The 24,342-nt window shown below is 70.9% G+C and carries 23 protein-coding genes, 2 tRNA genes and 3 pseudogenes; 14 read left to right on the forward strand and 14 right to left on the reverse strand.

Annotated features, from left to right (window positions below):
* Nucleotides 1-102: 102 nt before the first annotated feature.
* Nucleotides 103-351: a hypothetical protein gene (locus OTB16_RS14390; protein WP_267720543.1), complete on the reverse strand. Its 249-nt coding sequence runs from the start codon at nt 349-351 to the stop codon at nt 103-105.
* A 221-nt stretch (nt 352-572) separates the two neighbouring features.
* Here OTB16_RS14390 and OTB16_RS14395 point away from each other — a divergent pair, with 221 nt between their 5' ends.
* A complete protein-coding gene (locus OTB16_RS14395; protein ID WP_420717695.1) occupies nt 573-1,022 on the forward strand; it encodes a TOBE domain-containing protein in 450 nt (149 codons plus the stop codon).
* Between the two features lie 32 nt (nt 1,023-1,054).
* Here OTB16_RS14395 and OTB16_RS14400 read toward each other — a convergent pair whose 3' ends face one another.
* The gene (locus OTB16_RS14400; RefSeq protein ID WP_267720544.1) at nt 1,055-1,477 is read right to left on the reverse strand and encodes an arsenate reductase ArsC; all 423 of its coding nucleotides are present in this window, start codon (nt 1,475-1,477) and stop codon (nt 1,055-1,057) included.
* A gap of 112 nt (nt 1,478-1,589) precedes the next feature.
* On the opposite strand from OTB16_RS14400, the gene OTB16_RS14405 reads away from it, so the two are divergent.
* Together OTB16_RS14405 and OTB16_RS14410 are read left to right on the forward strand one after the other, a co-directional pair.
* Nucleotides 1,590-1,904, forward strand: a complete 315-nt coding sequence (locus tag OTB16_RS14405) for an ArsR/SmtB family transcription factor (RefSeq protein WP_267720545.1) — start codon at nt 1,590-1,592, stop codon at nt 1,902-1,904.
* A gap of 40 nt (nt 1,905-1,944) precedes the next feature.
* Complete coding sequence (locus tag OTB16_RS14410) at nt 1,945-2,739, forward strand: aquaporin (RefSeq protein WP_267720546.1); 795 nt, start codon at nt 1,945-1,947, stop codon at nt 2,737-2,739.
* A gap of 65 nt (nt 2,740-2,804) precedes the next feature.
* On the opposite strand, the pseudogene OTB16_RS14415 reads toward OTB16_RS14410, so the two are convergent.
* Both OTB16_RS14415 and OTB16_RS14420 read right to left on the reverse strand, forming a co-directional pair.
* Nucleotides 2,805-3,267 (reverse strand): annotated as a pseudogene (locus OTB16_RS14415) (N-acetyltransferase family protein).
* A gap of 5 nt (nt 3,268-3,272) precedes the next feature.
* Entirely contained in the window at nt 3,273-3,647 is a 375-nt protein-coding gene (locus tag OTB16_RS14420) for an ArsR/SmtB family transcription factor (RefSeq protein ID WP_267720547.1), read from the reverse strand.
* A 108-nt stretch (nt 3,648-3,755) separates the two neighbouring features.
* Here OTB16_RS14420 and OTB16_RS14425 point away from each other — a divergent pair, with 108 nt between their 5' ends.
* The 4 genes from OTB16_RS14425 to ctaF all read left to right on the forward strand — a co-directional run bounded on the left by OTB16_RS14425 (nt 3,756) and on the right by ctaF (nt 11,639).
* A complete protein-coding gene (locus OTB16_RS14425; RefSeq protein WP_267720548.1) occupies nt 3,756-5,129 on the forward strand; it encodes an FAD-dependent oxidoreductase in 1,374 nt (457 codons plus the stop codon).
* 239 nt (nt 5,130-5,368) lie between these two features.
* The gene (locus tag OTB16_RS14430) at nt 5,369-9,427 is read left to right on the forward strand and encodes a tetratricopeptide repeat protein (RefSeq protein WP_267720549.1); all 4,059 of its coding nucleotides are present in this window, start codon (nt 5,369-5,371) and stop codon (nt 9,425-9,427) included.
* A 150-nt stretch (nt 9,428-9,577) separates the two neighbouring features.
* A complete protein-coding gene (gene ctaD, locus OTB16_RS14435; protein WP_267720550.1) occupies nt 9,578-11,251 on the forward strand; it encodes an aa3-type cytochrome oxidase subunit I in 1,674 nt (557 codons plus the stop codon).
* The gene (ctaF, locus tag OTB16_RS14440; RefSeq protein WP_267720551.1) at nt 11,241-11,639 is read left to right on the forward strand and encodes an aa3-type cytochrome oxidase subunit IV; all 399 of its coding nucleotides are present in this window, start codon (nt 11,241-11,243) and stop codon (nt 11,637-11,639) included. Before ctaD ends, ctaF begins: the two co-directional genes overlap by 11 nt.
* Nucleotide 11,640: 1 nt before the next feature.
* Here ctaF and qcrB read toward each other — a convergent pair whose 3' ends face one another.
* The 3 genes and pseudogenes from qcrB to OTB16_RS14455 form a co-directional block, all read right to left on the reverse strand.
* The gene (qcrB, locus tag OTB16_RS14445) at nt 11,641-13,302 is read right to left on the reverse strand and encodes a cytochrome bc1 complex cytochrome b subunit (protein ID WP_267720552.1); all 1,662 of its coding nucleotides are present in this window, start codon (nt 13,300-13,302) and stop codon (nt 11,641-11,643) included.
* Nucleotides 13,303-13,448: 146 nt separating this feature from the next.
* Nucleotides 13,449-14,261, reverse strand: coding sequence for an HAD-IIA family hydrolase (locus OTB16_RS14450; RefSeq protein WP_267720553.1), 813 nt, complete (start codon nt 14,259-14,261; stop codon nt 13,449-13,451).
* 190 nt (nt 14,262-14,451) lie between these two features.
* Nucleotides 14,452-14,903: pseudogene (locus OTB16_RS14455) on the reverse strand (YbhB/YbcL family Raf kinase inhibitor-like protein).
* A gap of 110 nt (nt 14,904-15,013) precedes the next feature.
* Between OTB16_RS14455 and OTB16_RS14460 the strand changes: the two are divergent.
* Nucleotides 15,014-15,574, forward strand: coding sequence for a nucleoside-triphosphatase (locus OTB16_RS14460; protein ID WP_267720554.1), 561 nt, complete (start codon nt 15,014-15,016; stop codon nt 15,572-15,574).
* 359 nt (nt 15,575-15,933) lie between these two features.
* A complete protein-coding gene (locus OTB16_RS14465) occupies nt 15,934-17,064 on the forward strand; it encodes a site-2 protease family protein (protein WP_267720555.1) in 1,131 nt (376 codons plus the stop codon).
* Nucleotides 17,065-17,287: 223 nt separating this feature from the next.
* Here OTB16_RS14465 and OTB16_RS14470 read toward each other — a convergent pair.
* A tRNA-Met gene (locus OTB16_RS14470) sits at nt 17,288-17,361 on the reverse strand.
* A gap of 53 nt (nt 17,362-17,414) precedes the next feature.
* Between OTB16_RS14470 and OTB16_RS14475 the strand changes: the two genes are divergently transcribed.
* The 3 genes from OTB16_RS14475 (at nt 17,415) to OTB16_RS14485 (ending at nt 19,524) form a co-directional block, all read left to right on the forward strand.
* Nucleotides 17,415-17,795, forward strand: coding sequence for a SixA phosphatase family protein (locus OTB16_RS14475; protein WP_267720556.1), 381 nt, complete (start codon nt 17,415-17,417; stop codon nt 17,793-17,795).
* Between the two features lie 10 nt (nt 17,796-17,805).
* Nucleotides 17,806-18,696, forward strand: coding sequence for a carboxylate-amine ligase (locus OTB16_RS14480; RefSeq protein WP_324290824.1), 891 nt, complete (start codon nt 17,806-17,808; stop codon nt 18,694-18,696).
* Nucleotides 18,697-19,122: 426 nt separating this feature from the next.
* A complete protein-coding gene (locus tag OTB16_RS14485) occupies nt 19,123-19,524 on the forward strand; it encodes a cupredoxin domain-containing protein (protein ID WP_267720557.1) in 402 nt (133 codons plus the stop codon).
* A gap of 79 nt (nt 19,525-19,603) precedes the next feature.
* Here the strand turns inward: OTB16_RS14485 and OTB16_RS39575 are convergent.
* Together OTB16_RS39575 and OTB16_RS14495 are read right to left on the reverse strand one after the other, a co-directional pair.
* Nucleotides 19,604-19,837: pseudogene (locus tag OTB16_RS39575) on the reverse strand (multicopper oxidase domain-containing protein); the annotation flags it as partial.
* Between the two features lie 489 nt (nt 19,838-20,326).
* Nucleotides 20,327-20,400: transfer RNA gene (locus OTB16_RS14495), tRNA-Pro, on the reverse strand.
* Nucleotides 20,401-20,548: 148 nt separating this feature from the next.
* Here OTB16_RS14495 and OTB16_RS14500 point away from each other — a divergent pair.
* On the forward strand, nt 20,549-21,247 hold the full coding sequence (locus tag OTB16_RS14500) for a thiamine pyrophosphate-dependent enzyme (RefSeq protein WP_267720558.1): 699 nt from the start codon (nt 20,549-20,551) through the stop codon (nt 21,245-21,247).
* Nucleotides 21,248-21,255: 8 nt separating this feature from the next.
* Nucleotides 21,256-22,170: a transketolase family protein gene (locus OTB16_RS14505; RefSeq protein ID WP_267720559.1), complete on the forward strand. Its 915-nt coding sequence runs from the start codon at nt 21,256-21,258 to the stop codon at nt 22,168-22,170.
* A 64-nt stretch (nt 22,171-22,234) separates the two neighbouring features.
* Here OTB16_RS14505 and OTB16_RS14510 read toward each other — a convergent pair whose 3' ends face one another.
* The 4 genes from OTB16_RS14510 to OTB16_RS14525 form a co-directional block, all read right to left on the reverse strand.
* On the reverse strand, nt 22,235-22,597 hold the full coding sequence (locus OTB16_RS14510; protein WP_267720560.1) for an MmcQ/YjbR family DNA-binding protein: 363 nt from the start codon (nt 22,595-22,597) through the stop codon (nt 22,235-22,237).
* Between the two features lie 157 nt (nt 22,598-22,754).
* Nucleotides 22,755-23,300, reverse strand: coding sequence for a GAF domain-containing protein (locus tag OTB16_RS14515; RefSeq protein ID WP_267720561.1), 546 nt, complete (start codon nt 23,298-23,300; stop codon nt 22,755-22,757).
* A 70-nt stretch (nt 23,301-23,370) separates the two neighbouring features.
* Nucleotides 23,371-23,763: a DUF742 domain-containing protein gene (locus tag OTB16_RS14520; RefSeq protein ID WP_267720562.1), complete on the reverse strand. Its 393-nt coding sequence runs from the start codon at nt 23,761-23,763 to the stop codon at nt 23,371-23,373.
* Between the two features lie 122 nt (nt 23,764-23,885).
* Complete coding sequence (locus OTB16_RS14525) at nt 23,886-24,320, reverse strand: roadblock/LC7 domain-containing protein (RefSeq protein WP_267720750.1); 435 nt, start codon at nt 24,318-24,320, stop codon at nt 23,886-23,888.
* Nucleotides 24,321-24,342: the final 22 nt, after the last annotated feature.

Raw genomic sequence — 24,342 nt, forward strand, 5'->3', positions numbered from 1 at the left:
CCGTGGCTACTCAGAGCACGCGAAATGCGTCTCGGAATCCGGGACCCTCGCCTGCCCGAGTGGCGCTCGTGGTGTGCCAGGGGGCCGCAGGCCGTTGTTGGCTCAGGCGATGGGGCCGTAGAGCCAGTTGCCGGCCGCGTCGACCCCGGGGCTGGTGTAGGAGTGGCGCATGGCAGCGAGGAGTTCGTCGACGCTCAGCTTGCCGCTGCAGTCCGTGTCGAGGGACCGAAGGCGGCCTGACGGTGTTCCGGCACGGTACGGAAGACCTATCAGCAGGGTGCCCCTCCCCTGGGACAGCGACCCTAGCGGTCGCGTCGCGTCCAGCTCCGGCATGCGGTCACGACGAGCCATGGCCGACTCGCCGAGAAGCCCCGACCGGCCCACCCCCACACCCTCACCTTGCCCTCGCCGCCCCGGCCGCGACGAAATCGACGGCTCCCCGTCCCGCCGATCACCTACCGGATCCCCTTCGGCGCAGACGCCCGACTCTGGCGCCGAGCCCCGGAGACTGCGCCTCTCCTGCGCAGTCGTCTACGAAGCGTTCACCGAGATCCACTGGGTCGGCCCGGGCGATGCCGTCTCGGCCTGCCGCACCCTGGCTCGCCACCACTACGCCTCCGGGGCTGGAGCGTGGGAGCGGTCGCGCTCGTCGCGGGCTGGGCCGCCCGCACCTGGCCGGCCGGAACCCGGATCGCCGCGATCTTCCCCAACGGCCCCACCCGCTACCTCGACACCGTCGGCGGATCGTCGACGGCCCGGATCTGGCGGCCTTCTGCGTCCAAGTCGCCCACGAGGCCGACACCGAGTACGGCGAGTCCTACACCTCGGCCCGCAACGCCTTCGCGGGCATCGTGACCGCGGTCAAAGTGGGCGACGTCGCAGCCCAGGTGGAGATCCAGGCCGGCCCGCACCGACTGGTATCCCTGCTGACCCGTGAAGCGGTCGAAGAACTCGGACTTGAGGTCGGCACGCAGGCCACCGCCCGGGTGAAGTCCACCAGCGTCCACATCGACCGCGCCTGACATACACGCACGCCCGACTCCTGGCCGGCGCGTCAGCTCTCCTGCTTCTTCGCGTCAATCTCGGCGATGAGGCCTTCGATGAGAATCTTGATCTCGTCGCGAATGGGGCGAACGGCCTCGACGCCCTGGCCGGCCGGGTCCTCCAGCTGCCAGTCGAGGTACTGCTTGCCGGGGAAGTACGGGCAGGCGTCGCCGCAGCCCATGGTGATCACGTAGTCCGAGGCCTGGACGGCCTCCGTCGTCAGCACCTTGGGTTTCTGGTCGGAGATGTCGATGCCCAGCTCGGCCATCGCGGCCACGGCGGAGGGGTTGATCTGATCGCCGGGCACGGAGCCGGCGGAGCGGACCTCGACGCGATCCCCTGCGAGGTGGCGCAGGAAGCCTGCGGCCATCTGTGAACGGCCTGCGTTGTGGATGCAGACGAACAGCACGGACGCGAGCGGGGTGGCGGACATCGGCTCTTCTTTCATGGCTGCGGGGCTGCCGCACTCCACACTCCACGCACGCACGAAGGGACGGCTCAGCCCGGACTGGTATCACTCCCGAGTGATGTGAAAGTATCAGTTCATGATGACGTCAGTCGACACTGATCCGATCCGGGTTCTGGCCGACCCGCTCAGGCTCCGGATCGTGACCCTCCTCGCCAAGGAGACGCTCTGCACCACCCACCTCGTGGAGGAGACGGGTGCCAAGCAGACCAACCTCTCCAACCACCTGAAGGTGCTGCGCGAGGCGGGGTTCGTCGATACGGAGCCATGCGGGAGGTACATCTACTACCGCCTGCGCCCGGAAGTCATCGAAGCCCTCGCCGGTCAGTTCGCCGACCTCGCCCAGACCGCGCGTGCCACCGCCGAAGCGAACCTCAAGCGGTCCTGCCCATAGTCTTTCCCGCTGTGCCTCACCTGCCCGAGGAGAACCCGTCTTGACCGTCACCGAGCCTGTTGACACCGGCCCCGCAGCGGAGGGCGTCATAGCCGCCGACGCGCCCCGGCCTGCACCTGGCGCCACCCCGCCCCGCACTCCGTTGATCGCCCGCGCCGCCGCCGAGCTGGTCGGTACCGGGGCCCTGGTCGTGGTCGTGGTCGGGTCCGGAATCCAGGCCACCAAGCTCACCGACGATGTGGCCCTCCAGCTTCTGGCCAACTCCACCGCCACCGTCTTCGGCCTCGGGGTCCTCATCGCGCTCCTCGGCCCGGTCTCCGGCGCCCACTTCAACCCGGCCGTCACGCTGGCCGAGTGGTGGACCGCCCGCCGCGGTGGCGCCGGTGTCACCGCACGCGAGCTGGCCGTCTACGTGCCTTCGCAGATCGTCGGCGCCATCGCGGGCGCGATCCTGGCGGACGCGATGTTCGGCGAGCCCCTCGTGAAGTGGTCCACGCACGACCGGTCCGCCGGGAACCTGCTACTGGGTGAAGTCGTCGCCACTGCCGGCCTGATCCTGCTGATCTTCGGGCTGGCACGCACCGACCGGCTCCGGTTCGCGCCCGTCGCCGTCGCCTCCTACATCGGTGCCGCGTACTGGTTCACCTCCTCCACCTCCTTCGCCAACCCGGCCGTGACCATCGGTCGCGCATTTACCGACACCTTCGCGGGCATCGCCCCCGCGTCGGTCCCGGCGTTCATAGGCATGCAGCTCATAGGCGCTGTGGTCGGGCTGGCGCTGGTGGCGGTCATCTTCATGCGCGCCAAGACGGTTGGCGGGCGGCCCTCCGCCTGATGAAGTGGTTGGCCGGGGTGGCAGCGCTCCTGGTTCGACCTGGTGCGACGTCGTTCGCGAAGCCGTCAGACGATCGACGGACTCCGGCGCTCAAGGAGGACGACGTCGCGCCAGGCGCCGTGGTGACGGCCGATGCGCTCCCGAGTGCCGATGACCCGGAAGCCGGCGCGCTGGTGGAGGGCAAGGCTTGCGCCGTTCTCGGGGAAGATGCCGGACTGGATCGTCCAGATCCCCGCCGCCTCCGTGGACGCGATCAGCTCATCCAGCAGCGCCCGGGTGGACGTAGACGGAATGCTCCACTACGCCCGCGTACGCGCACCGGTCGGAGACCCGGCCGGCGGCGACCCAGCCCAGCACCTTGAGGTCCTCGCCGAGGGCGGCGAAACGGTGTTCGGGCAGCTTGGCGGCATCGAAGGCCGCCCACGTCGGTGCGGCGGTCTCGAAGGTGGCGTTGCCCTCGTCGATCCCGGCCTGGGAGATCGCCAGGACCTCGTCCGCGTGTTCCGGAAGCAGCGGAGCGATACGCATCCCCGTCAGGCCGCCTTCGTCGCGGCGGTGGTCAGCAGGGCGCCCATGGCTGCCAGGACGGCAGGCTCGACCCGGTAGTACACCCAGGTGCCGCGCCGCTCGGAGGACAGCAGGCCTGCGTCCTTGAGCTTCTTCAGGTGGTGGGAGACGGTCGGCTGCGAGACGCCGACGTCGGAGATGTCGCACACGCAGGCTTCCCCGCCCGCGTGGGAAGCGACCAGCGAGAACAGCCGCAGCCGCACCGGGTCACCCAGCGCCTTGAACATCTTCGACGTCCGCTCCGCCTCCTCCGCGCTCAGCGGGCGTTCGTTCAGCGGCGGGCAGCACGGCGCGACCGGCTCACTGAGGACCGGCAGCTCGACCACACTCGATTTCGACATGTGTCGATATTGACATCGGTCGATGCTGTGGTCCAAGCTCCAGGTGTCGGCCATATCGACAAACGCCGAAGCAGAAGATCGACGGAAGCCTGCCAAATGGAGCCCTCGATGAGCGACCACACCACCCCCGCCACCTTGCCGACCGTGATCATCGGCGCCGGCCCCATCGGCCTGGCCGCCGCCGCCCACCTCGCCGAACGCGGCCTGACGCCCCTGGTCCTGGAGGCAGGCCCGAGCGCGGGCACCGCGACCCGCGACTGGTCCCACGTCCGGCTGTTCTCCACCTGGGCCGAGATCACCGACCCGGCCGCCGAGAAGCTCCTCGCCCCGACCGGCTGGGTCAAGCCCGACGGCGCCACCTACCCGACGGGTGGCGACTGGGCGGAGCAGTACCTCCAGCCGCTGGCCGAGGTGCTGGGCGAGCAGATCCGCTACAACACGACGGTCACCGGGGTTTCCCGTGCCGGCCGCGACCGCGTCGTGGACGCCGATCGCGACGCCCAGCCCTTCACAGTTCACCTCACCACCGCCGACGGCCGTGAGGAGCGGATCTTCGCCGCCGCCGTCATCGACGCCTCCGGCACCTGGTCGATCCCGAGCCCCATCGGCGGCGACGGCCTCCCCGCCGTCGGCGAACGGACGGCAGCGAATCGCATCTCCTACCGCGTCCCCGACCTCAAGGACCCGGCCCAGCGTGCCCGGTACGCAGGCAAGCGCACTGCCGTCGTCGGCTCCGGCGCCTCCGCGTTCACGGCCCTCGCCTACCTGGCCGACCTCGCGAAGGAGGAGCCCGGCACGCACGCCGTGTGGATCCTGCGGCGCGGTATCAGCGGCTCCACCTTCGGCGGCGGCGAAGCCGACCAGCTCCCCGCCCGCGGTGCCCTCGGCCTCGCCGCCAAGGCCGCCGTCGACAACGGATACGCCGACGCCGTCACGGGCTTCCGTACCGACGCGGTCGAGCGCGACGCGGACGGCCGTCTGGTCCTCGTCGGGGAGGACGGCCGCCGCCTCGACCCGGTCGACGAGATCATCGGCCTCACCGGCTTCCGCCCCGACCTCACCTTCCTGGACGAGCTCCGCCTCGGCCTGGACGAGCGCCTCCAGGCCCCCACCGAGCTGGCCCCGCTGATCGACCCCAACCAGCACTCCTGCGGCACCGTCTACCCGCACGGCGTGGGCGAGCTCTCCCACCCGGAGAAGGGCGTCTACCTCGTCGGCATGAAGTCCTACGGCCGCGCCCCGACCTTCCTCGCCATGACCGGCTACGAGCAAGTCCGCTCCATCGCCGCAGCCCTCGCCGGCGACCAGGAAGCCGCCGAGCGCGTCGAACTCACCCTCCCCGAGACTGGAGTCTGCGGCGGCGCCGGCCTCTTCGACCAGCCCGAAACGGCCGCGGAGACGGGTGGCGGCTGCTGCGCCGCTCCCACCGCGAGCACGCTGCAGATCGACGTCGGCGCCCCCGTCTCCTCCGGCGGCTGCTGACCACCGTGGCCGCAGAACGCTCACGTTCGCCTCACGCTCGGCCAGACCGGTGCTCCCGATCGCTCCCACCCCGCCGCACCCGGCGCCTACCCCTTGGGCTCCACGCGCACCAAGATCCGGACCATTTCCGGACCAGGCCCCTCCAAGAGGCCTCTGATGCCGCCCTTTTCGCTGGTCAGCATGGGCGCAGCTGCTGTACCACTAGCAGACGACGGGCGGCTCCCCCCGACGGCGCCCTGATGGCGCCCGACGACGAGCCGGACGTCGTCCGGCACTCCATGCAGCAGACCATCCGGGTCGAGGCCGGCACGGCGTACGGGGCCATCGGCGCGGACATCCACGTCTTCGGCAATGGCACCCCCGTCTACCTGCTCTTCCGGCACCGGGCCACCCCCACCCCCGCCTCCCACTGGCTCACCGCACAGCCCAGCCGGATGCTCGACGCCCGTGCGGAGGTCCTCGCCTTCACCGGCCGGGAGCAGGACCTCGCCGCCCTGATCGCGTGGCGCGACGGGCCGCCGAAGCTAACCGTCCGATGGCTGCACGGCCCCGGCGGGCAGGGCAAGACCCGGCTGGCCCGGCATTTCGCCGCCCTCAGTGAAGCCTCCGGCTGGCTGGTGGCCGACGCCGTCCAGGGCGCCGACGCCCATCCGCCCACCGAGGACACGCAGGACCTGCGGATCCAGGACGCCACTGGTGTACTGCTGCTGGTCGACTACGCCGACCGCTGGCCGGTCAGCTACCTGAGCTGGCTCTTCCAGAACCGGCTGCTGCGCCAGCGGGTCCCGGTCCGGGTACTGCTCCTCGCCCGCTCCACGCAGACCTGGCCCGCCGTACGCGGCAAGCTCGCCAAGCGGCGTACCGGAGTCGAGACCTCCACCCACGCGCTCGCCGGCCTGCCCCCCGACGACGGCGCCCGGGTGACCCTGTTCACCGCCGCCCGGGACGACTTCGCCGCGCACTACCGGGCGATCCACCCCGCCGCCGTACGGGCCCTCGAGCCGCCCCCGTCCCTGCGCCACCCCGACTTCGGGCAGGCCCTGGCCGTGCAGATGGCCGCCCTGGCGGCCGTGGACGGGCACCGGGCCGGTGCCCCGGCGGCTCCCACCGACGTCCTCGGCCTCACGATCCACCTGCTGGACCGCGAGCACGAGAACTGGCGGCAGCTCTACGAGAACAAGGCCGCCGGCCTGGACTTCACCACCTCCGACCGGACCATGTCCCGCCTCGTGTTCACCGCCGTGCTGACCGGCCCCCAGCACCCCGGGGGCGCCGCCGATCTCGTTCGCCGGGTCCTGCCCGACGTACCCGCGGACCGGGCGCTCGCCGACCACGGACGCTGCTACCCGGCCACCGACCCCGACCGCGCCAACCTCCTCGAACCGCTCCTGCCCGACCGTCTCGCTGAGGACTTCCTCGCCCTCACGATCACCGGCCACGACCACCCCGACTTCCAGCCGGACCCCTGGTCCACCGACATCCCCGAGCTGCTCTTCGCCCCGGAGCACGACACGCCCCACCCGCCGCACGCCCCCCGCCTCCTGACGTACCTCAACTCCGCCGCCGAGCGCTGGCCCCATCTCCTGGGCGCCCTGGAGACCCTGCACGACCGGCTGCCGCCCGACGAGCACCTCAGCCTCGACCTGCCCGCCGCCGCCGTCACCCGCCGCCTCGCCGAGCACGCCCGGGCCACCACCGGCGACCCGATGACCCTCGCCTACTGGAACCGGCGGCTCGGTATCGCCTGCCTCAGGTCCGGGCAGGCCCTGGAGGCCACCCAGGCCCTCCAGGAGGCGGTGGACCTCCTGCGGGGCCTGGTCGGCGAGGACCCGGAGGAGCGCGACGAGCTCGCCGGGGCGCTCATCAGCCTGGGCAATGCCCTGTTCGACTCGGACCGGCTCGACGAGGCCATCGCCGCCACGGAGGAGGCGGTGGCCATCCTGCGCCCGCTGAGCCGGGACCTGGGCAAACACCGGGAGCTGCGCGTCCTTGCCCCCGCCGTCGACAACCTGGGCACCTACCTCTCCCTGGCCGGACGTGCCCAGGAGGCTCTGGCCGCCACCCGCGAGGGGGTGGACATCCGCCGTCGGCTCGCCGCCGCGCCAGGCTTGCAGGTGCGCGAGGCCGGCGGCATCCGTACGGCCAACGTCAACGTGGACACCGTCAACCTCGGGGACGTACCCCCGCGCCTGGCCAAGTCGCTGGACAACCTCGGTTTGCGGCTGGGCGCCGTGGGCAACTTCGCCGATGCCGTCCTGCCCGCCGCCGAGGCTCTGGAGATCCGGCGCGGGCTCGCCGAGGAGGATCCGGACACTCACCTGCCGTGGCTCGCCAACTCCCTGCACAACACGGCACTGTGGCTGCTGCGGATCGGCGTGCTCGACGAGGCCCGCGAGCTGATCGCGGAGGCCGCCGCGGTCCGCCGCCGGCTCGCCACCGTCAACCCCCGCGTGTACCGGGCCGAGTTGGAGCGTACGGAAGCGCTGCGCGACGAGATCTGGGCCGCGCGCGGGGTACGGCCGGACGGCGCCGGGACCTGCGACGCGCGTCCGGCGCCTGACCAAGCCGCCGCCCTGCTGCCCACGCTGGCCGTGCTCCGCGCCGAGGGCTTGCGCCGCACGGAGGAACTGCAGGCCCTGGAGACCCACCGGCGGGCCCTGGCGTACGCCAGGGCGCGCGGCGACCGGGCCGGCGAGGCCGCGCTGCTCAGCGACATGGGCAGCCTCCACCGCCGACTTGGCCGGAGCGAGGAGACGGTCGCCGCCTGCCGCGAGGCCGTCGACGCCTTCCGCACCCTGGGCAATCCGGGCGCTCTCGCCGCGGCGCGCGGCAACCTCGGCAGCGCACTGCGCGACGCCGGTCGGCTCACCGAAGCCATCCGCATCCTGCGGGGCGCGGCCGACCAGCACCGGGCGCTGGGCGACCCGGAGAACGAGGGCATCGCGCTCACCAACTTGGCCCGCGCCCTGCTCGACGTGGACCGCCCCCAGGAGGCGGAAACGGCCGTCCGGACGGCGGTGGAGCGCTATCGGGCCATCGGCGACCGCCACCACGAGTCGGAGGCCCTGCTCGTCCTGTCCGACGCCCTCCACGACCAGGACCGCTACGAGGAGGCCCTGGAGACCTACGAGCGCAACGCGGAGCTGAGCGACGCACTCAACGACCGGCACCGGCGCGCCGAGGTGCTCGCCCGCGCCGAGGTGCTCGCCCGCGCCGCGCGGACCCGGTGGGCACAGGGGGCGAAGGCCAGTGCGGCGCGCATCTACGAGGCCTCGGCCGATCTGTACGAGGAAAGCGGCGACGAGACCGAGTCCGCCGAGGCGCTCTTCAAGGCGGCGATGGCCTTGGCCGGCCTCGGGGATACCCCCGAGGCCGCCACGTACCTGCAGGAGGTCGCGGAGACCTTCGCCCGGTTGGGCGAGCCGCGCCGCCGCGCCGACAGCCTCGTAGCTCTGGGCCGTGTCCTGCGCTCCGCCGGGCAGTTGATCGGTGCCCAGGAGGCGCTCCGGCAGGCGGTGGACATCTGCCGCGAGCTCGGCGAGCGCACCGGCGAGGGTCACACCCTGGCCGAACTCGGCGTCGTCCAGCAGCAGGACCACCTGTACGAGGCGACCGTCGGCAGCTCCCGCGAGGCGCTGCGGCTTTGCCGGGAGGAGGGCTACCAGGAGGGCGAGCGCGTCGCGCTGAGCACCCTCGCGCTCGCCCTTCGCCACCTGGGGGAGTACGAGGAGGCACTGCGCACCCACCGTGCGGGGACGGCGCTCTGCCGGGCGGTGGGGTCGCCCGAGCAGGTGGCCGGCGAACTCAACAACCTCGGCACCACCTTGCGGGAGACGGGCGCCTACGGCGAGGCGGCCCAGGTGCTCGCGGAGGCGGTGGAGCTCTACCGGGCCCTCGGGAACACGGAGCGGCTCCGGGTGACCCGGTACAACCTCGCACTGACCCGCCAGGGCCGGCGCGGTGTCAGCGGCGCGGCCGACCGGCTGCGCGCCGCGTACGCCCGCCGCCTGGCCGCCCAGGCCCGGGGGCACCTGGCCAAGGGCCGCCACGAGAGGGCCCTCCATGCCCAGCGCGGCTGCTGCCACTACTGGCGCAAGCTCGGGGACCGCCACCGCGAGGGCCTCGCCGTACTCGACCTGCGCTCGACGCTGCTGGCGCTGGGGAAGTACGCGGAGGCCGAGCGCGCGAGCGACTACGCCGCCCAGATCTTCCACTACAGCGGCCATACCGCCCTCGAACACACGGCCCGGTCCCACCACACCCGCGCCCGCGAGGCAGCGGCGGCCGCCGCGGACTGAGCGGTCCCCGCGACGGCCGCAGTTGCGGAGCCGTTGAGCACGGCAGCCGGGGTACACGACCGGCGTCCCCGGCGCGCCGCCGGTTCGCAGGACGCCACAGCCTGTAGGGGAAGGGGTGCAGGTGCCGCGGCGAGGCTTTCTGGAGGACGGATGACGTCGGTGGACCGTTCACCGGAAGAGGCACTACCCGACGACCCGACCGGGCCGAGGACCGCGCGGCGGGCCGGCCAGGGCTCCGCCGTCCTGGGATGGCTGTCGACCACCGACCACAAGGTGATCGGCAACCTCTACCTGGTGACGGCCTTCGCCTTCTTCCTCTTCGCCGGCGTTCTGGCCATGCTCATGCGCGCCGAACTCGCCCGCCCCGGGCTGCAGATCATTTCGAACCAGCAGTACAACGAAGCATTCACCATCCACGCCACGATCATGATGCTGCTATTCGCGACCCCGACATTCACCGGATTCGCCAACGCGATCATGCCGTTGCAGATCGGCGCGCCGGATGTCGCGTTTCCTCGGCTCAACGCCTTTACCTACTGGGTGTACCTGTTCGGGGGCCTCTTGGTGGTCTCCGGCTTCCTGACCGCGGACGGGGCGGCGTCCTTCGGATGGTTCGCCTACGCACCACTGAACGGTGCCCGGTACTCCCCGGGAACAGGCCCCGACCTGTGGGCCATGGGGCTGGCCGTCTCAGGGCTCAGCACGATCCTGGGGTCGGTGAACTTCATTACCACCATCGTCTGTCTGCGCGCCCCCGGCATGACCTTGTTCCGCATGCCGATCTTCACCTGGAACGTGCTGTTCACTTCCATTCTGGCGCTCCTGGCCTTTCCGGTCCTCACGGCGGCACTGCTGGTCCTGGAGGCGGACAGGAAATTCGGTTCGCATGTTTTCGACCCTGCCAATGGAGGCGCCCTGCTGTGGCAGCACCTCTTCTGGTTCTTCGGGCATCCGGAGGTCTACATCGTGGCTCTGCCGTTCTTCGGGGTGGTGAGCGAGATCCTCCCCGTCTTCAGCCGGAAGCCGATGTTCGGCTACGTGTCCCTGATCGGTGCGACGATCGCCATCACCGGACTGTCCGCGACTGTGTGGGCGCATCACATGTTCGCGACGGGCGCCGTTCTGCTGCCCTTCTTCTCCCTGCTGTCCTTCCTGATCGCCGTGCCGACCGGCGTGAAGTTCTTCAACTGGATCGGGACGATGTGGAAGGGATCGCTCTCCTTCGAGACACCGATGCTGTGGTCCATCGGCTTCCTCGTCACCTTCCTCCTGGGCGGCCTGACGGGTGTTCTGGTGGCGTCACCGCCGCTGGACTTCCATCTGACGGACAGCTATTTCGTCGTCGCCCATCTTCATTACGTCCTCTTCGGCACCATCGTCTTCGCCACCTTCGGCGGCTTCTACTTCTGGTGGCCCAAGCTGACCGGGCGGATGCTGGACGAGCGGCTCGGCAGAATCCACTTCTGGACGCTGTTCATCGGCTTCCAGACGACCTTCCTGGTCCAGCACTGGCTGGGTGAGGCCGGCATGCCGCGCCGGTACGCGAACTACCTCCCGAGCGACGGCTTCACGCTCCTCAACACGGTGTCCACCCTCGGGTCCTTCCTGCTGGGCCTCTCGACGCTGCCCTTCCTCTACAACGTCTGGAAGACCCACCGCTACGGCGAGCGGGTCACCGTCGACGACCCCTGGGGATGGGGCCGCTCCCTGGAGTGGGCGACGAGCTGCCCGCCACCACGGCACAATTTCCACGCCCTGCCCCGGATCCGCTCGGAATCCCCGGCCTTCGACCTTCACCACCCGGAGGTGCCCCGTGAAAGGTGAGGCCTGGCTCTTCACCGGCACGGCCCTGTTCTTCGCGGCGACCACCATCGTCTACGGCTGGTTCTCCCGGGAGCCGGCGGGCAGCGCCGCACTCTGCGTCTCCTTCGTCATGGCGAGCCTCGTCGCCGCCTACCTCTGGCGCCAGTACCGGCGCGGCGGAGAGCGGCCGGAGGACCGTGAGGAGGCCGAGGTACGAGAAGCCGGCGGCCGGCACGCCTTCTTCCCTGCCCGCAGCTACTTTCCCGTACTCGCGGCCGCGGGCAGCGCGCTGATCGGCCTGGGGGTGGTCCAGGGCCTGTGGCTGTGCCTCATCGGATTCGGCGTCCTGCTGCCGGGGGTCCTGGGATTCGCCTTCCAGAACCTCGGGACCCCGGACAGCGAGGAATAGTTCAGCCGCCCTCGGCAGACCCGTGAGCATCCGGTCCCGCGATGGTCGCGTCGATCTTCCGGCGCTCTTCGGCGGTCGTGGGGTAGGCGATCTGGTCCTCGTAGTACCAGGCGCTGATCGCCGACCGCACCCCGTCCAGCCGACGGCGCAGGACACCGCGGTCGGCGTCGGCATCGTCGACGGGGCGCAGCGGCCGTGGCCGCTCCCTGGCGAGCACGGCGTACCGCTCGACGGCCGTGAGGGCCCGAAGCTGCGGGTGGAAGCCGCCCTCGGCGCTCTGGTGCACCAGGCCGGACGCGTCCCCCTCGGCCAGCAGTCGGCCCTCGCGCGACTGGAGAGCCAGGCACAGCCGCCGGGTGAGCCAGAAGACCGTCACCGGTACCGCGAAGAACCCGACGCGCAGCACCCAGGTCAGTGCGTGCACGGGCACGTCGAAGACGAAGGCGAGGATGTCCTGGCCGCCGGCGAGGAGCAGCACGGCGTAGCAGGAGAGTGCCGCCACACCCAGAGCTGTGCGGACGGGCCGGTCACGCGGACGGTCGCACAGATGGCGCTCCCCCGCCGCGCCGGTGATCCAGCGTTCGAAGAAGGGGTAGGCGTAGAGGATCCCGAAGAGGATGCCGGGCAGGACCACCGCCGTCAGCAGGGGGTTCCACATGATCGTGTGCCCCCACAGGCGTGTTTCGACACCGGGCATCAGCCGCAGCGCCCCCTCCAGGAACCCGACGTACCAGTCGGGCTGGGCGCCGGTGGAGACCACGTCGGCGCGGTAGGGGCCGTAGGTCCAGATGGGGTTGATCTGCGCGACGGCTCCCAGGACGGCCATCAGTCCGAAGACGGTGAAGAACAACCCGGCGGACTTGGCCACGTACTGGGGGAAGAAGGGCAGGCCGACGACGTTGCGGCCGGTCCGGCCGGGCCCCGGCCATTGCGTGTGCTTCAGGGTGAAGACGAGAAGGATGTGCACCGTGATCAGGCCCAGCAGCAGGCCGGGGACCAGCAGGATGTGCATGGGGTAGAGGCGGGACATGATGTCGTCCCCGGGGTACTCGCCGCCGAAGGCGAAGAAGCTCAGATAGGTGCCGGCGACTGGGATCGACAGCATGATCCCCTGGGCGATCCGCAGGCCGGTGCCCGACAGCAGGTCGTCGGGCAGGGAATATCCCGCAAAGCCCTCCAGCAGTGCCAGCAGGAACAGTGTCACGCCCACCAGCCAGTTGGTTTCGCGGGGCCGGCGGAAGGCGCCGGTGAGGAACACCCGCAGCATGTGCGCCCCGATGGAGGCGAGGAACACCAGCGCGGCCCAGTGATGGATCTGACGGATCAGCAGCCCGCCCCGTACTTCGAAGCTGATCCTCAGGGTGGAGAGGTAGGCCTGCGACATGAGCACGCCACGCAACGGCTCGTAGGGACCCTGATAAGGAGTTTCTCGCATCGACGGATCGAAGAAGAAGGCGAGGAACACCCCGGTCAGCAACAGCACGATGAAGCTGTACAGCGCCAGCTCGCCCAGCAGGAACGACCAGTGGTCGGGAAAGACCTTCCGCACGACCGACCGAGCCAGCTCCGACAGCGGCAGCCGCGCGTCCAAGCCGTCGGCCCCCCGCACCACCGCACGCCGTGCCTTGTTCCTCAGCCGCGCTTCCCGCCTTGAACCCGGCACTGGCCTGCACCTCCTGTCCGAATCCTCGCTACCGGTTCAAGCAAGTCATCCGGAGTGCACGCATAAAACTACCGAGAGCCACCATTCGCTATCAATTCAGACACGGCGCCGGACGGCTTGCCTCGGCAGGATCGCCGCCCGTTGCATCACTCCCGGTGCCCGAGCCGTTCCAGCAGCGCGGGAAGGTCGGCGAAGGAGTCGAGGACGTGGTCCGGTGTACCGTCGGCCGCCCGGTGCGTCTCGGGCAGGTATTTGCCGGTCCTGACGAGTACGCCGGTGATTCCGCTGCGCTGGGCCGCCAGCACGTCGGATTCGATGTCGTCGCCCACCATGAGGGCTTCGGACGGGGTGGCGCCCATCTGCGTGAGGGCGGAGGCGAAGAACGCTTCGGCGGGTTTGCCGGTGATCTCCGCCTCGACCCGGGCGGCCCGTTCCAGTCCCAGGAGGAAGGCCCCGGTATCGAGGTCGAGGCCGGTGGCGGTACGCCAGTACAGATTCCGGTGCATGGCGACGAGACGCGCACCACGCTGCAGATGCCTGAAGACTCGGTTGAGGGCCCCATAGCTGAACGCTTCGCCCGCTCCCCCGAAGACGACCACATCCAGCGCGGCGCCGTCCGCATCCGATTCCGCTTCGTCGACGAGCGTCAGGCCCGCGAGATCGTCACGGACGTCGCCGGTGTTGACCAGCAGACAGCGGGCGCCGGGGTAGTGCTCCCGCAGGTATGCGGCGGTGACGGCGGGTGCGGTGAAGATGTCGTCGACGCCGACGGGGAAGCCCGCACCGGATAGTTTCGCGACGATCGAGGCGCGAGTCCGTGAGGTGTTGTTGGTGACCAGCGCCAGCGGGAGTCCCTCGGCCCGGAGCTGCCGCATGGCCTCTACGGCGCCGGGCAGTGGCTTCCACGACACCGTGAGCACACCGTCGATGTCGATCAGGACCGCTCGGATTCGTTCCATACGCCGACCGTCCCCGGCTTGCGCCGAAGTCGCAAATGGGGTTGCTTCGAAGTAGGTGTGTACAGGGTTCCGTCTCCCCTCATTGGGGTGAACCACCATGATGTTCACTGATCGCGCGGACTCTGGACAGCGGCGCGGCCCGGTTCGTCCGGCGGTACGGCGCCCACGGGTACGACCGGCGGTGATGCGCTCAGCGCCGATAGGTCCCGATCAGGGTGCCGGAGGCGAGCTCTCTACCCTTCAGGGCACGGTGCACGTCCTCGACACCCGGACGGTCGTGCAGCGCCAGCGGCTCGGACAGGGCGTACAGGTGGAAGAAGTACCGGTGCGGCCCGTGCCCCGGTGGAGGCATCGGCCCTCCCCAGCCCACGCGCCCGAAGCCGTTGGGCCATGGCAGGCCGCCGTGGGGCTTCTGGCCCTCCGCCACCCCGGTCGTCCCCGGATCGATGCCGGTCACCAGCCAGTGCAGGAAGGTCGTCCCTTGGCGCGTCCGGGTCCTCGCACAGGAGCACCAGCTCCGTGGCCCCCTGGGGTACCCGACCAGGTCAGGGGCGGTGAGATGTTCTCTCCCTCCCCGCTGTACCGGCGGGGGATCACCGTTTTGTCGTCGAACGCGGTGCTGCTGAGTTCAATTCCGCTCATGCGCCCCGCCATACCCGCGGGCGGCGGCGCCAGCACCGGTCCGCAGACCAAAACCCCCGTTCGGCCGATCTGACCCGGCCGCGCTCAGGAGCAGGGGTGAGGATGGCAGTGTGCCGACGAGGATCCTGCTCGAGGGCCGCCCTGGCGCAGGCAAGACGACCGCTCTCCGCCGGCTGGCCGCGCTACTGCCCGCCCACACGGCCGCCGGCTTTACCACGGAGGAGATCCGGCAGTCCGGCATCCGGGTCGGTTTCACCCTGGAGACCCTGGCAGGCCGACGCGAGGTGCTCGCCCATGTCGACCTCCCTGGCCCGCCGCAGGTAGGAAAATACGGCGTAGACCTGAGTGTCATGGAACGACTGGCGCTGCCGTCGCTACGGCCGACGGCAATCGAGGAGGCGACAGGGCGGCTGGTACTCATCGACGAGCTGGGGCGGATGGAACTGGCGTGCACGGCGTTCCGGGACGCGGTCATCACGCTGTTCGCCGCGGACGTCGACGTCGTAGCCACGATCCACGCGCACCGCGATCCGTTCACCGACGCCCTCAAGCGGCGCGCCGACATCGAGGTCATCCACCTCACCCCGGCCAACCGAGACGGCCTGCCCGAGAAGCTCGCGGCCCGGCTGCAGAAGCCCCGGACGCCCGAGCGGTCGCCTTCTCAGTTCTGAGAACACGGCGGGACCCCCCGCTGGACGTCGTCGGCGCGCTCACCGGCAGACAGGGACCTACCGCCGGACGGCACGGCCGTTCGCAGGCGTGGCGCGCGAGCCTTGGCGCACCAACAAGGGAAACGCACTGATCACGGCCGGTGTGAGGGTCGTGGTGATCGCAAGCTGGAGGCGTCGGCCTTCCCTCCGGCTCCTGAGGCGATCCCCATGCACGCCACCGCCGACCGCGGCCGCACCGGTCGACTGCCGGAGATTCCGAGAGTGACAATTGTGGGTGAGTGCCGTGCCGGTCGGTTCACGGAGCGCAGGTCGCGGGTCCTGCTCGGATGGACCGGCTGCCGAGCCGGCAGGAGACGACGATGAACGGCTCCGTCCGTGTCGGACGTGTTGTCGGAGTACCGCTGCGGATGCACTGGAGCGTTCCGCTGCTGGTAGTGCTGCTCGCATACGGTCTCGGCCGCCAGACCCTCCCCGCATTGGCTCCGGGACGCTCGGATGCCGTGTACGCCGTCGCCAGTGTCGTAGGAGCGGTGCTGCTCATGGGCAGCCTGCTGCTCCACGAGACGGCACACGCCGCGACGGCCCGCAGGAGGAAGATCTCGGTACAGGACGTGACGCTGTGGGCGCTGGGCGGGATGACCAGGATGGGGCGCCCGCAGACCGCCGCGGCGGTCTTCGCGGTGGCGGTCAGCGGGCCCCTCGCCAGCCTGGCCATCGGAGGCGTAGCACTCGGAGCCGGAATAGGGCTGGATGCGCTGCTCGGCTGGGCGGTGCCCGCGGCCGTCCTGGTGTGGCTCGGCTGGGCGAACCTGTTCCTGGGCGTGTTCAACCTGCTGCCCGCCGCTCCGCTCGACGGCGGAAGGGTGCTCCAGGCGCTGCTGTGGTGGCGCACCGGAGACCGGCAGCGTGCGGATCGGGCGGCATCCCGCAGCGGTCAGGTCATGGGAGTGCTGCTGGCAGCCGTCGGATGGATTCTCTTCCTGCGCGGGGCGCCGGACGGGCTGTGGCTCATCCTCGTCGGCTTCTTCATCACGGTCGTCGCCGGCGCGGAACGGCAGCGCGCCGTTCTCGACACGGCCGTACAGGGTGTGGGCGTGGCCGATGCAATGTCCAACCCGGTGGCCACCGGCCCCGACTGGCTGACCGTCCGGCGTTTCATCGACGACGTAGCAGTGAAATCCCGGCATTCCGCCCTGCCGCTGCTCGACTTCGAAGGCCGTCCCAGCGGAATCGTGCATATGCGCAGGCTGGCCTCGATCCCGGGAGCGAACCGGGAAGCGCTACGCGTACGCGAGGTGGCGACGGCGCTCGCACAGTGTGCGACTGCCGCTCCGAACGAGCTTCTGAGCGAAGTTCTCGACCGGCTCGGCCCAGGGACCGGCATGCCCATCCTCGTAGTGGACTCCGGCCATCTGGTGGGGATCGTCACCGCGAAGGACATATCCCGGCTGATGCAGCGCCACGCTCTGGGTGGCCAAGGGTCCAACTGAGCCGTCGCAGCTGTGGTCCCGGCCGACGCGTTCTGGGCAGCCCTGAGAGCATCCGCACGCTCGAGACGCCACAACTGTGTTCGAACGCAGCGGTGAAGGGATCTCCTTCGACTCCAGTGCTATCGGCTTGAGCTCCGCAATGCACTGGATGTCGATTCCTGGCTGCGGTGATGCCGGATACAGAAGAGGCCCGGATCCATGGGATCTGGGCCTCTTCCAGCAGTAGCGGGGACAGGATTTGAACCTGCGACCTCTGGGTTATGAGCCCAGCGAGCTACCGAGCTGCTCCACCCCGCGTCGGTAATACCACCCTACGGCACTCCGGCACGTGCGATGGTCGTGGCGGTCGCTTGGCGATCTGTTCCACCGTCCGGCGGGCCCTCGAGACCTGGGCGCCGGCGGCCGGACAGCTCGGCGCCGTGGTCCCCGTGCGCTTCGACGAACGGGTGTACGCCGCCGAGCCGGAGGACCTGCTGGAAGTGATGTCCGAGGTACCGGACGAGGGACGGACGCTGCTGCTCGTGGACCACAACCCGGGCCTGGCGGATCTGGCCGTCCGCCTCGCCCGCGAGGCCGTGGACGGTGCGGATGCCAAGGCAATCGAATGCTTGCCCGAGCAATTTCCGACGTCCGCGATCGCGGTGCTTGCCTGCCCCGGTCCCTGGCAGCCGCTCGCGCCGGGCTCGGCCCGCCTGACCGACTTCGCCGTCCCCCGGGGCGCCGCCCGCTGACCTACGCCACATGCCAACCGCACCGCCATCGGCCGAGGCCTTCGGCTGCCGGGTCGCCGCCTGCGGCGCCCCTCCGCTGAAGCACTCAGCACCGGTACCCGTGACGGAGACCCGTCGCTATCTGGAACTGCGGGAGCAGGCGCCGCAGCTGGTGGCCGAACAGCTGATCAACGGCATGCACATCCATGTGGGTGTCCCGGACCGCGACCAGGGGGTGGCGGTCCTCAACCGAATCCGTGTGTGGCTGCCCGCACTGGTGGGAATGGCGGCCAACTCCCCCTTCTGGGGCGGCATGGACACCGGCTTCGCCAGCTGGCGTACGGTGGTCTTCGGACGGTGGCCGGTCAGCGGCCCCCCTCCCCGGTTCGACGGGCTCGCCGACCACGAGCGGCGGGTACGGTCCCTCGTGGCCGGCGGGGTCATCCGCGACACCGGCCAGATCTACTGGCAGGCACGGCTGTCCGAGCGCTATCCGACGGTGGAGATCCGGTGCGCGGACGTGCAGCTGCGTGCCCACGACGCCGTCCTGTTCGCCGGACTGGCCCGCGCGCTCGTCGCCACGGCTCTGCGCGAGGCCGAGGCGGCCACCCCCTTGCCCTCCTGCCCGCCCGAGATGCTCCAGGCAGCGAACTGGTACGCCGCACGGCACGGGCTCGGCGGGGCCCTCCTGACGGCCTGCGGTACCCGGCTGAGCGCCCGGGAGCTGCTGGACCGGCTGATGCACCACATCGCCCCGGCCCTCGCGGAGGCCGGAGACACCCAGGCCGTCACCGCCCGGCTCACCCGGCTCCTCCGCCGGGGCACCCCCGCCGACCGCCAGCGCCACGCCTACGCCCACGGCGGCATCCGCGCGGTCCTCGACCTCATCACAGCAGCCACCGAACGGCCGGGTGACGGGTAGTCAGCATGACGCCTCGGAAAGGGGAGGGCGATCAAGCGGGGTTGTGACGCGCCACAGAGCCGCCTACGCGTTCTCTCCGTGTCCGGGAGGTGATAGGCGACGAGGCCGGGTTCGTGCCGGCCGAGCTCGCGGCACATCGTGAGGCCTGGGTGATGCACTCCCGCGCCTGGTGCAATTCGGTGTCCGCGAGCAACCGCACCTTGGCGTACGCGTACAGCGCGTACGTCAGGTAGGACTCATGCGCCGCGAGGTGTACGTCGGTCAGGCGTCGGCAGAGGGTCGCCGCGTCCTCTGCTCTACCCAGGGCCTCCTCGAACCCTCCCGCCTCGCCCACGGCAGGCGGACGTGAACCGGCCGGGCGAGGTCACGAAAGAGAGAGACCGTCAGGGCCGGTAAGACCATGACAGATCCGTGAGAGGGGTGGCCATGTCACTCACCCGGTCCCGCCGCATTCGTAACCGTACTCGGGGAGCAGCCGTCGGCGCCGCCTGCGCCTTGCTCGCCATCGTCGGCGCCACAAGTACCAGCGCCGCGCCCCTGTCCCCACCCGCCAGCACGTCGACCGTCACGATCGAGGGTACAGAGGTTCGCATCCAAGGCCTCAAATTCATCCCTGCGGAGGTCAAGGTAACCGCCGGCGCAACAGTCACCGTGATGAACGAGGACTCGGCTCCGCACACCTTGACCGCCACCGAGGGCTACGCCTTCGACACCAGCACGATCGAAGGCGGCGCGTCCGCCACCTTCACCGCACCGTCCAAGCCCGGCAGCTACCCCTTCTTCTGCTCCATCCACCCACAGATGAAGGGGACACTCATCGTCAGCTGACGCTGCACGTCGTCACCACGACCGGCCCGGCACGCCGACTGACGCGCCGGGCCTGTGCCCGAAGTCGGGGGCGCCGCGCTCAGGCAGCGCGGTAGGCCACGTTCGCCATCATTCCGGCTTCACCGTGATAGGCGTTGTGGCAATGCAGCATCCACTGGCCCGGGTTGTCTGCGTCGAAGAAGGCCGAGTCACGCCGTCGAGTGCTTTTCAGACCGACCATCGGGGACGGGGCGCCGCCCGATCCGGTACGCACCAGCGCAAGGCCGTTCGCGTTCCTTCCTTCGGCCAGCGCCACGAGCGGGAACACACCGTCCCGTTTCATCGGTGCCGACCGCATGGATGCGCGTGGTGTGGTTGTCGATACCGCCCAGCCGGTGAGCCCACTCAGCCGTCAGCTCACCCAACCGTCGCAGTGTTCTGACGGAGGACCTGGAGTCGTTCGGGCTTGCCGGCCGCACTGGGAGCCACTGACGTGTGCCCACCGACGGCGGCTTCACGCGGGACCTGTTTGATCCCCGGCCAAGCGAGCGTGGGCGTCGATGGCCAACGACACGCCATGAACCCCCGGGCGGTGGCTCGGCACATGCCGACATGGGACGCGATCCGTCCCGCCAGGCGCAAATGAAGGCGGCTGGGCCAGGCCTCTGACCACCACGTCCCCGCTGCTGGAAGCGCACCTTGACCGGGTCAAGGTGCGCTTCGGACCCAGTCAAGTGCGCTGGTCCCCATCTGGTCCCCAGAAATGGCCAAAAGGCCGTGTCGGATTTCTCCGACACGGCCTCTGACCTGCGACTCTTTCGAGTCGGGACGACAGGATTTGAACCTGCGACCCCTTGACCCCCAGTCAAGTGCGCTACCAAGCTGCGCCACGTCCCGATGCCCGTTGACCTGGGGTTTTCCCCTGGTTGAACGCGCAGGAGAACAATACCGCACTTCATGGGGTGGCCGCGCGCACCTTTCTGTTTCCCGGGCCGGGGAAACAGGCCCTTGACCTCAAGCCGACTTGAGGTTGCACGATCAGTGCATGACACAGGCAACCGCGGACACAGGGCTCCGCCATGAGGATCTGGGCCGCCTGATCGCGCTCATGACCGGGGCCGAGAAGCACGGCCCCGCCGCCACCTCCACCCTCGACGTGCTGTGGGTGCTCTACGACCGCGTGCTCCGGGTGACCCCCGGGACCGCCGAGGACGCCGGGCGGGACCGGTTCCTGCTGTCCAAGGGGCACGGGCCCATGGCGTACTACGCCGTACTCGCCGCGAAGGGGTTCTTCCCCGTCGAATGGCTCAGCGGCTTCGGCTCCTACGACTCCCCCCTCGGCCACCACCCGGACCGCACGCTCGTCCCCGGCGTGGAGATCGGCAGCGGCTCGCTCGGACACGGACTGCCCCTCGCCGTGGGCAGCGCGCTCGGGCTGCGCGCGCAGGGGCTCGACGAACCGGCGGTGTGGGTGCTGATCGGCGACGCGGAGCTGGACGAGGGCAGCAACCACGAGGCGCTCGCGTACGCCGGCTCGGCCGGGCTGGAGCGGCTGCACACCGTGGTGATCGACAACGACTCCGCCACGCACGGCTGGCCCGGCGGCATCGCCTCCCGCTTCGAGGCGTCCGGCTGGTCCGCGGTGACGGTGGACGGGCGGGACCACGCGGCCCTGTGGGCGGCCTTCACCGCACCGCACCCCGGACGGCCGCACGTCGTGGTCGCCCGCGTCGAGAAGAAGTGAGGACAGCCATGGACACCATGCGGGAACGGTTCATCTCGGTCACGTCGCGCCTCCTCGACGAGGACCCGCGGCTGGCGCTCGTGCTGGCCGAGATCTCGATGGACGGGTTCCGGCCGGCCCAGCGGCGCCACCCCGACCGGGTCGTCAACGTCGGCATCCGGGAGCAGCTCCTGGTCGGCGTCGGCGGCGGGATGGCACTGACCGGGCTGCGCCCCGTCATGCACACCTTCGCCAGCTTCCTCGTGGAGCGGCCGTTCGAACAGGTCAAGCTGGACTTCGGCCACCAGGGCACGGGCGGCGTCCTGGTCAGCGCGAGCGCGAGCTACGACTGGCCGGCCGGCGGGTTCACCCACATGGCACCGGGCGACATCGCCCTCCTGGACACCCTGGACGGCTGGACCGTCCACGTCCCGGGCCACCCCGACGAGGCCGAGGCACTGCTGCGCCACGCGTACGCCGCCGGGGACGACAAGGTGTACGTACGCCTCTCCGAGCAGTCGAACGCTGCGCCCCGCCCGGTGGACGGCCCGCGCCTGCGGACCGTACGGGAGGGGCGCGCGGGCGTGGTGGTCGCCGTGGGTCCGCTGCTCGACAACGTGCTGGCCGCCACCGAGGGGCTCGACCTGACGGTCCTGTACGCGGCCACGGTGCGGCCCTTCGACGACGCGGCGCTGCGGCAGGCCGTCGGGCGCTCCGTGCCCGCCGTGGTCCTCGTCGAGCCCTACCTCGCCGGCACCTCGGCGGCCGCCGCGGGAGCCGCCCTGGCGGACGTGCCCCACCGGGTGCTGGGGCTGGGCGTCGGCCGGGCCGAACTGCGGCGCTACGGCACGGTTCGGGAGCACACCGCCGCGCACGGGCTGGACCCGTACGGCCTGCGGGAGCGGATCACCGCGTTCCTGCTGCCCGCCGGGGCGGTGGGCTGACCGCGGTACGCGTACCGGGGTGCGGCTTCCGCGGGCCCGGCGGCCCCGGGATCACCCCGGGGCGTCAGCCGGCGCCCCCGCCCAGTTCGGGATGGGCCGCCGCCAGCCGTTTCGGGGCGGCCTGGAGCCAGGAGTCCGTCAGGATCGCCCGCAGCTCGGTCTCGTCCCCAACCGCCGCGAGGCGCACCCGGAGCCACGCGTAGTTGTCGTCGTGGCCCTCGCGGATGAAGAACTTCTCCGGCTCCGCCGCAATCAGTTCGGCCCGGTCCTCCTTGGGGCACTTGACGCCGATCGAGGTGTCGTCGTCCGCCAGCGCGGCGAAGATCTTCCCGCGCACCCGGAAGGTGGGCATGCCCCAGGCGAGCTTCTCGGTGCTCTCCGGGAGCGTAGTTGCGATCGAACGGACTTGCTGCGCGGTCGTGGCCATCCCCGCGGCTCCTCTCCAGACGCAGATCCAGGGCCGGGCGGCCCGTGCCGGGCGGCCGTGCCGGACTCCAGACGGCGGACGCCGGAGTCCGGCATCGGGTGGAACCCGGTCCGCCGACCGTAGACCCCGCCTCTGACAATCGCCCGCGGCGCGCGCCTCAGGCCCGCCGGTCCTCCCGCTCGTGCACCAGCGCGACCAGCTCGGCCGCCAGCTCCTTGACGGCGGCCAGCCCCTGGGTCCCCCACCGCCGCGGCACCGCGTCCACCGCGCACACCGTGCCGAGCACGATCCCGCGCCGGTCGGTCAGCGGCGCGCCGAGGTAGGTGCGCACCCCGCTCCCGTCGACCACCGCGTTGCCCGCGAAGCGCGCGAAGTCCCGTACGTCCTCCAGGACCAGCGCCCGGCGGCGCACCACCACGTGCGGGCAGTAGCCCCGGTCGCGGGCCAGGACGCGCGCCGGGTACCCGCTCTGCGGGGCGTCGGGCGCGTGGTGCAGCCCGGCGAAGAACTGCCGTTCCTCACCGACGAAGTTGACCCCCGCGTAGGGCACGTCCAGTACCTCCGCGACGCGCCGGGCGAAGGCGTCCAGCTCGGCGTCCGTCCGCTCCCCCAGCCCCAGTTCGCGCAGCCGGACGGCGCGGGCCGGCGCCTCCCGGTCCACCGGCGTGAGCAGCAGGTGTCCGGTCGATTCGTAGTACGTCATGGCGGTTCCCCCGACTCCGAAGACGATGATCTGGCCGTGGACATGTGCTCGTCAGGCGGGCGCGCCGAGGTCACAGTCGGTTGCGCAGGCCATCGAGCACCGCCAGCAGAAGGGACCGGTCGTCGGCGACGAGCGGGCCGCCGCAGGCCGGGAAGCGCGGGGCGCGCGCCTCGAGGGCCCCGTGTTCCATGAGGTCGGACAGCAGCACCTTCACGACGCCCGCCGGCAGGCGCAGTTGTCCGGCCACCTCGGCGACCGTGACCGCGGCGGCGCCCGCGCACAGCCGCAGCGCCGAGGTGTGTTCCGGTCCCAGCGGGACGCGCGGGCGTACACCGGTCGCGGTGACCAGCGACAGCAGGTCGAGCGCGGCGGCGGACCGGGTCCGCCCGCCGCTGGCGGTGTACGGGCGCGTCACCCGGCCCGCCGAGTCGTCGAGCAAGGGCGAGTCCCACCCGCTGCCCATGCCGCTCCCCATGCCGCTCCCGATGCCGGGACCGCTGCCGACGCCGCTCCCGGCACCGCCGCCTCGGCCTGTGCCCCTGCCGTACGGACGTTGCGGCGCGCACGCCCCCGGGGCGCGGGTCTTCACGGCCCCGGATCGGCGGCGGGCCGCCGGGGCGGGACCGCCAGGTACGGCCGTACGCTCTTGACCAGCATCGCCATCTCGTAGCCGAGCACCCCGGCGTCGGCCTCGCGGTCGGCGAGGACCGCGAGGCAGGTTCCGGCCCCGGCCGCCGAGACGAACACGAGCGCGGTGTCCAGCTCGACCACCACCTGCCGGACCTCCGCGCCGTCCCCGAAGCGGGAACCGGCGCTGCGGCCCAGCGAGTACAGCCCGGACGCGAGGGCCGCCAAGTGGTCGGCGCTGTCGGCGTCGAGGCCGTGTACGCAGCCCACGAGCCCGTCGGCGGTGAGGAGTACGGCGCTGCGCGTGTACGGCACTCGCTGGACCAGGCCGCTGAGCAGCCAGTCCAGGTCCGAGAGCGGGCCGCCGGTCTTCGTCGCCACTTCGCCTTCCATGGGGGTGCGCTCCTTGCTGGGG

It is taken from the genome of Streptomyces antarcticus, from assembly GCF_026627255.1.
GTDB lineage: Bacteria > Actinomycetota > Actinomycetes > Streptomycetales > Streptomycetaceae > Streptomyces > Streptomyces antarcticus.

What these genes read in the sequence shown, in the direction of transcription:
- OTB16_RS14510 (WP_267720560.1), bottom strand. Translation starts at nt 22,597, where the DNA reads ATGGCCACGACCGCGCAGCAAGTCCGTTCGATCGCAACTACGCTCCCG.
- OTB16_RS14425 (WP_267720548.1), top strand. Translation starts at nt 3,756, where the DNA reads ATGAGCGACCACACCACCCCCGCCACCTTGCCGACCGTGATCATCGGC.
- OTB16_RS14505 (WP_267720559.1), top strand. Translation starts at nt 21,256, where the DNA reads ATGGACACCATGCGGGAACGGTTCATCTCGGTCACGTCGCGCCTCCTC.
- OTB16_RS14430 (WP_267720549.1), top strand. Translation starts at nt 5,369, where the DNA reads ATGGCGCCCGACGACGAGCCGGACGTCGTCCGGCACTCCATGCAGCAG.
- ctaD (WP_267720550.1), top strand. Translation starts at nt 9,578, where the DNA reads ATGACGTCGGTGGACCGTTCACCGGAAGAGGCACTACCCGACGACCCG.
- OTB16_RS14480 (WP_324290824.1), top strand. Translation starts at nt 17,806, where the DNA reads ATGCCAACCGCACCGCCATCGGCCGAGGCCTTCGGCTGCCGGGTCGCC.
- OTB16_RS14405 (WP_267720545.1), top strand. Translation starts at nt 1,590, where the DNA reads ATGATGACGTCAGTCGACACTGATCCGATCCGGGTTCTGGCCGACCCG.
- OTB16_RS14465 (WP_267720555.1), top strand. Translation starts at nt 15,934, where the DNA reads ATGAACGGCTCCGTCCGTGTCGGACGTGTTGTCGGAGTACCGCTGCGG.
- OTB16_RS14395 (WP_420717695.1), top strand. Translation starts at nt 573, where the DNA reads ATGCCGTCTCGGCCTGCCGCACCCTGGCTCGCCACCACTACGCCTCCG.
- OTB16_RS14420 (WP_267720547.1), bottom strand. Translation starts at nt 3,647, where the DNA reads ATGTCGAAATCGAGTGTGGTCGAGCTGCCGGTCCTCAGTGAGCCGGTC.
- OTB16_RS14450 (WP_267720553.1), bottom strand. Translation starts at nt 14,261, where the DNA reads ATGGAACGAATCCGAGCGGTCCTGATCGACATCGACGGTGTGCTCACG.
- OTB16_RS14525 (WP_267720750.1), bottom strand. Translation starts at nt 24,320, where the DNA reads ATGGAAGGCGAAGTGGCGACGAAGACCGGCGGCCCGCTCTCGGACCTG.
- OTB16_RS14390 (WP_267720543.1), bottom strand. Translation starts at nt 351, where the DNA reads ATGGCTCGTCGTGACCGCATGCCGGAGCTGGACGCGACGCGACCGCTA.
- OTB16_RS14500 (WP_267720558.1), top strand. Translation starts at nt 20,549, where the DNA reads ATGACACAGGCAACCGCGGACACAGGGCTCCGCCATGAGGATCTGGGC.
- OTB16_RS14485 (WP_267720557.1), top strand. Translation starts at nt 19,123, where the DNA reads ATGTCACTCACCCGGTCCCGCCGCATTCGTAACCGTACTCGGGGAGCA.
- OTB16_RS14515 (WP_267720561.1), bottom strand. Translation starts at nt 23,300, where the DNA reads ATGACGTACTACGAATCGACCGGACACCTGCTGCTCACGCCGGTGGAC.
- OTB16_RS14520 (WP_267720562.1), bottom strand. Translation starts at nt 23,763, where the DNA reads ATGGGCAGCGGGTGGGACTCGCCCTTGCTCGACGACTCGGCGGGCCGG.
- OTB16_RS14400 (WP_267720544.1), bottom strand. Translation starts at nt 1,477, where the DNA reads ATGTCCGCCACCCCGCTCGCGTCCGTGCTGTTCGTCTGCATCCACAAC.